The sequence below is a fragment of the Candidatus Cloacimonadota bacterium genome (assembly GCA_011372345.1).
Lineage (GTDB): Bacteria > Cloacimonadota > Cloacimonadia > Cloacimonadales > TCS61 > DRTC01.
On the sequence record DRTC01000473.1, the window covers coordinates 1 to 5178 of the forward strand.

The 5178-nt window shown below is 36.0% G+C and carries 6 protein-coding genes; all 6 read left to right on the forward strand.

The genetic code is table 11. The features are described from left to right. Positions 1-476: metallophosphoesterase (locus tag ENL20_09155; GenBank protein ID HHE38724.1), on the forward strand; the 476-nt coding region annotated here is incomplete at its 5' end. A 55-nt stretch (positions 477-531) separates the two neighbouring features. Further along, on the forward strand, positions 532-1518 hold the full coding sequence (locus ENL20_09160) for a MoxR family ATPase (GenBank protein HHE38725.1): 987 nt from the start codon (positions 532-534) through the stop codon (positions 1516-1518). A 219-nt stretch (positions 1519-1737) separates the two neighbouring features. Beyond that, a complete protein-coding gene (locus tag ENL20_09165) occupies positions 1738-2619 on the forward strand; it encodes a DUF58 domain-containing protein (GenBank protein ID HHE38726.1) in 882 nt (293 codons plus the stop codon). Positions 2620-2651: 32 nt separating this feature from the next. After that, a complete protein-coding gene (locus ENL20_09170) occupies positions 2652-3623 on the forward strand; it encodes a hypothetical protein (protein ID HHE38727.1) in 972 nt (323 codons plus the stop codon). A 1-nt stretch (position 3624) separates the two neighbouring features. Next, positions 3625-4614: a VWA domain-containing protein gene (locus ENL20_09175; protein ID HHE38728.1), complete on the forward strand. Its 990-nt coding sequence runs from the start codon at positions 3625-3627 to the stop codon at positions 4612-4614. Positions 4615-4644: 30 nt separating this feature from the next. Next, on the forward strand, positions 4645-5001 hold the full coding sequence (locus ENL20_09180) for a four helix bundle protein (protein ID HHE38729.1): 357 nt from the start codon (positions 4645-4647) through the stop codon (positions 4999-5001). Positions 5002-5178 lie beyond the last annotated feature (177 nt).

Genomic DNA, 5178 nt, shown 5'->3' on the forward strand with positions numbered 1-5178 from the left:
CTCATAAAAATCAGAAATTATTGAGAAAAGTATTCTCAAACGAAGAAGAATTAACTCATATTTTTCATCTCGGAGACAATTATGAAGACCTCGATGAAAATCCTGATCTTACTGAAGGAAAAGAAATTTTAAAAGTACCGGGAATTTACCATAAAGGTTATCTGAACAAGACCATTCCATTTACTCAAAAAGTAGAGATCAATGGTTGGAGTTTTTTGCTTGTTCATGCTTTTGAAGACTTGAAAAGATCAAATGAAAAAGCTGAATTCATTTTGTTTGGACATACCCATATCCATCATTTCCATAAAGATGGAAAGATTTATTATATCAATCCAGGACACCTGAAAAGAGAGTTCGATAAAGGCAGACCTGCTTCTTATTTGATCATTGAATTGGATGATAGCAAGTTGAGATTGCATTTCAAATCAGTTTCCGGAGAGATTTTCCAAACTGAAAAAATCGAAAAAAATAATTAAAATTGTAAGCTTGCCAAACTTCAAAAATTTGGCAAGTTTTAGAGTTGGAGGATCAATGAACATAGAAGAAATTAATCAAAAAGTGATTGAAAAAAGTCAAATTATCGATAAGATTTTAACGGAAGTCGAGAAAGTCATTGTCGGTCAGAAATATATGATCCGCAGAATGTTGATCGGACTGCTTTCTGACGGACATATTTTACTGGAAGGAGTTCCCGGACTGGCGAAAACTCTTGCGGTAAACACGGTTGCCGAGACACTTAAAGCAACATTCAGAAGAATCCAATTCACTCCTGATCTGCTTCCCGCAGATTTGGTCGGAACTCTGATCTACAACCAGAAGACATCAGAGTTTGTTCCCAAAAAAGGACCGATCTTTGCCAATTTCATTCTCGCAGATGAGATCAACCGTGCTCCTGCAAAAGTGCAATCTGCTCTTTTGGAATCTATGCAGGAAAGACAAGTTACGATCAGCGATACAACATATCCGCTGCCGAGACCGTTTCTGGTCATGGCAACCCAAAATCCAATCGAACAGGAAGGAACTTTTCCATTACCGGAAGCACAAGTAGATCGTTTTATGCTGAAATTATTGATCAATTACCCAACGCGAGATGAAGAAAATCTTATTATGGAAAAGATGGTTAGAGCAGAGAAAATTCCTGTGGATGCGGTTGTTTCTCCTAAAGAGATTCTGGAATTAAGAGAAATTGTCAAAGACATTTATATGGAAACGAAAGTTAAGGATTATATTCTTGATCTTGTTTTCGCTACACGAGATCCGAAAAATTTCAAGAATCTGGAAGACCTTTCCAATCTTATTGATTACGGAGCATCTCCCAGAGCGTCGATCTTCCTTGCTCAAGCAGCAAAAACTCACGCCTTTTTGGAACATCGCGGTTATGTTACTCCGGATGATATTAAAGCAATCGGAAAAGATATTCTGCGGCATCGAATCATCCTCACTTATGAAGCGGAAGCAGAACAGATCACGCAGGAAGATATTGTAAATAGGCTTTTTGATGAAATTGAAGTCCCTTAATCTTGTAAGAGAAGCAGGAAGATTCCAAGATTTTGGAAGTATTGAGGAAGAGAAGATTTTAGAAGTCTCAATACTTCAATTATGTGAGAGAAGAGCAGGAACATCGGAATGTGCGAAGCTCTTCCGATTGTTAACAGAGATCAACATTCCGAAGTTTTTCAAACATTCGGAAGTTGATTGAAAATTCGTGTTCATTAGTGTTGATTAGTGGTTAAATGAATGGAAACATCTGAAATAATAAAGCGTATAAAGAAAATCGAGATCACAACCCGTGATATTGTGAACGAGTTGTTTTCCGGTGAATATCACAGTCTGTTCAAAGGTCAGGGATTGGAATTCTCGGAAGTACGAGAATATCAATCAGGAGACAGTTTTCGGCAGATCGACTGGAATGTTTCTGCTCGTATGGGACATCCATACATCAAAAAATTTGAAGAAACCCGCGAGTTGAATGTAATGTTCCTCGTTGATTGCAGTGCTTCCACATTATTCGGAACAAAAGGTTTCCTGAAATCTGAATTTATCACAGAAGTAACAGCAGTTTTATCTTTTTCAGCAATTTCAAACAATGATAAAGTAGGATGTTTATTATTCACAGATGAAGTAGAAAAATATATTCCACCTCGAAAAGGAAAAAAACAAGCATTAAGAATTTTACGCGATATTCTTTATTTCGAACCGAAGAATTCAAAAACAAATATCGAAAAAGCAGTTGAATACATTTACCGCCTGATCAAGAAAAGAAGCATCATTTTTGTAGTTTCCGATTTTTTTGACCAGGATTATGAAAACAGCCTGAAACTTCTTGCCAGAAAACACGATGTGATCGCACTTCGCATTCTGGACAAATCCGAAACAGACCTGCCGAATGCAGGATTATTAAGTCTGCGTGATCCGGAAACAGGTTTGAATTTTACAGTGAATACTTCCAACAGAAATATTCGAGAAAAATATAAAAAAGAGTTCGCAAAACAGGAAGCGAAACTTTCCGTAAATTTTAAGAAAATGAAAATCGATCTGGTAACTCTGTTTACGGATAAACCTTACGCACCGGAATTGATGAAATTCTTTAAGTTCAGAATTAAGATGAAGAACAGGTAGTAAAACAAACAGCTCTGTTTGTATAAATTAACATGAAAAATTCAAAATTCATAATCTTTAAAGCAATCTTTATTACACTACTTCTTTCGTTGTTCGTGAATTCATTCACTCAACAAATCGACTACAAAATCAGCAAACCATCAAAACTTTATGTAGGAACGCCTTTCCATCTGCTGGTTGATATCACAACCGATCCAGCAGACAGCATTTTCTCTCCCCAAATCGACACACTCGATATTTTCATTCTGAAAGGTGATATTCTGCAAACTGAAGAAATCATCGATGATAAGAAATTAGTTAAACTCGATTTGACTTTTCAACCATTTGATGTGGGAGAATTCACTTTCCCGGAATTGGAATTTGCCGTCAAATCCGGTGATAGTCTATCATTTCTGAAAACAAAAGAATTTATCCTGAACATCCAATCCGTGATTTCCGATACAACCCAAGTCATCAAAGATATTGCCAAACCGCTGAATGTAAATCTCGGATTTTTCGATTATTTTGTCCCGATCATTGTTGTTATCGGAATTATTCTTCTCATTATTTATTTGAAGAAATTTCTAAAAAAGAAACCGGGAACTCTTGAAAAATCAAAAATTGTCGATACCCGACCTGCTTATGAAATTGCACTTGAATTCCTGCAAAAATTAAAAAAAGAGAAACTGCTGCAAAAAGGAGATTTTCTCGAATTCCATTTTCGACTTTCGTTTATCTTGAGACTATTCATCGAACTTTATTATAAAATAAATGCAGTAGAAATGACAACCAGCGAAATCCGTCAAAATCTTGTTTTGAAAGATCATAATGAAAAAAATAAAATATTGGAATTCCTGAATTTTGCTGACCGTATTAAATTTGCTAAATTCATCCCGGGAATAAAAGAGTCGGAAGAAGCTCTGAATTGGCTGGAGAAGTATTTGAGATCGTTTGAGAACAAATCCGAAAACCTTCAAGGTTTTCAAAACCTTGAAGGTTTGGACGAACAAAAAGTGGAGAATTAGCATGCTGGAATTCGTCAACCCAAACTGGTTCTACGCTTTATTGATACTTCTTCCCTATCTCGCTTATGAGATTTTTATCAAAAACAAACGCAAAGTAAGACTGATCCACAGCAGAATCGATTTGATCAAAAAAGTCTCAATACGCAACAGTTTCCTGCGATTTTTACCAATAATCTTGCGCAGCTTGGTCATCATCTTGCTGATCATTTCTTTAACAAGACCGAGATTCGCTCATAAAAAACAGCAGATCACCGGAAAGGGAATTGATATTATGCTGGCGATCGATGTCAGCGGAAGTATGAAAGCAGTTGATTTTCAGCCGACAAACCGTTTGGAAGCAGCCAAAAAAGTGGCAAACGAATTTATTGAAAAAAGAAGAAATGACCGCATCGGACTTGTTGTTTTTTCTGAAAATTCGTTTACCCAATGTCCGTTAACTCTTGATTACAATATCCTGATGACCATTATGGACAATATGAAAATCAACGAAGAAGCAAGCGGAACTGCGATTGGAATGGGTTTGGCAATGGCTGTTGCGCGTTTGAAGGATTCCGAAGCAAAATCAAAAGTGATAATTCTGATCACTGATGGACGGAATAATACAGGAGAGATCGATCCGTTTACAGCAGCAGATTTTGCTGCAACTTATGGAATTAAAGTTTACACGATCGGAGTCGGGAGCAAAGGAATGGTCGATTATCCGATGCAGACTCCTTATGGAATTCGTTATCAGAAAGTCAAGATCGAAATCGATATGGAAACACTCAATAGAATCGCAGAAATGACCGGAACAGAAAGAGCCAGAAGAGCCACCAACACCGAAGAATTAAAAGCCATTATCAAATACATCGATGAACTTGAAAAAACCGAGATCAAAATCCAGAATTATTACGAATATCAGGAATTATTCTGGAATTATATATTGGTCGCGATGATCCTGATGATGATCGATTTTGTATTCAGGACGATCATCAGGAAAGAACTTCCTTAATCAATAATGAAAGAATTAAGGAATTAAAGAATGAAGAGAGAAAATCCGATACTCGAGAAAAGTTATAAATTTGCGATCAGAATTGTGCGATTGTATCAGTATTTGAACAGGGAAAAGAAGGAATATCATTTATCGGTTCAAATTCTAAAATCAGGAACTTCGATCGGTGCAAATGCAGAAGAAGCAATTGGAGGTTTTTCTAAAAATGATTTTATCGCAAAATTACGGATTTCCTACAAAGAAGCAAAAGAAACTCATTATTGGATTCGTTTATTAAGAGATACGGATTACTTAAGTTCGAAAGAAGCAGGATCATTATTGAAAGACTGCGAAGAAATTTTGAAAATAATTGTCTCAATTTTAAAGTCGTCAAAAGAAAATGGATAATTCTTTAATTCATTAATGAGTCCACTCTAAAAAGGCAATAATTTGGAATATGTATGAAATTTTGCCCGAAATTTGGAAACTGATGAATCAGTTATTGACCTCTATCTTCTTATTAACCACCAACTTAAGTTGGTGGTTAATGAAACAGGAAAAAGTATTAACCGTTTTAACGGTTTC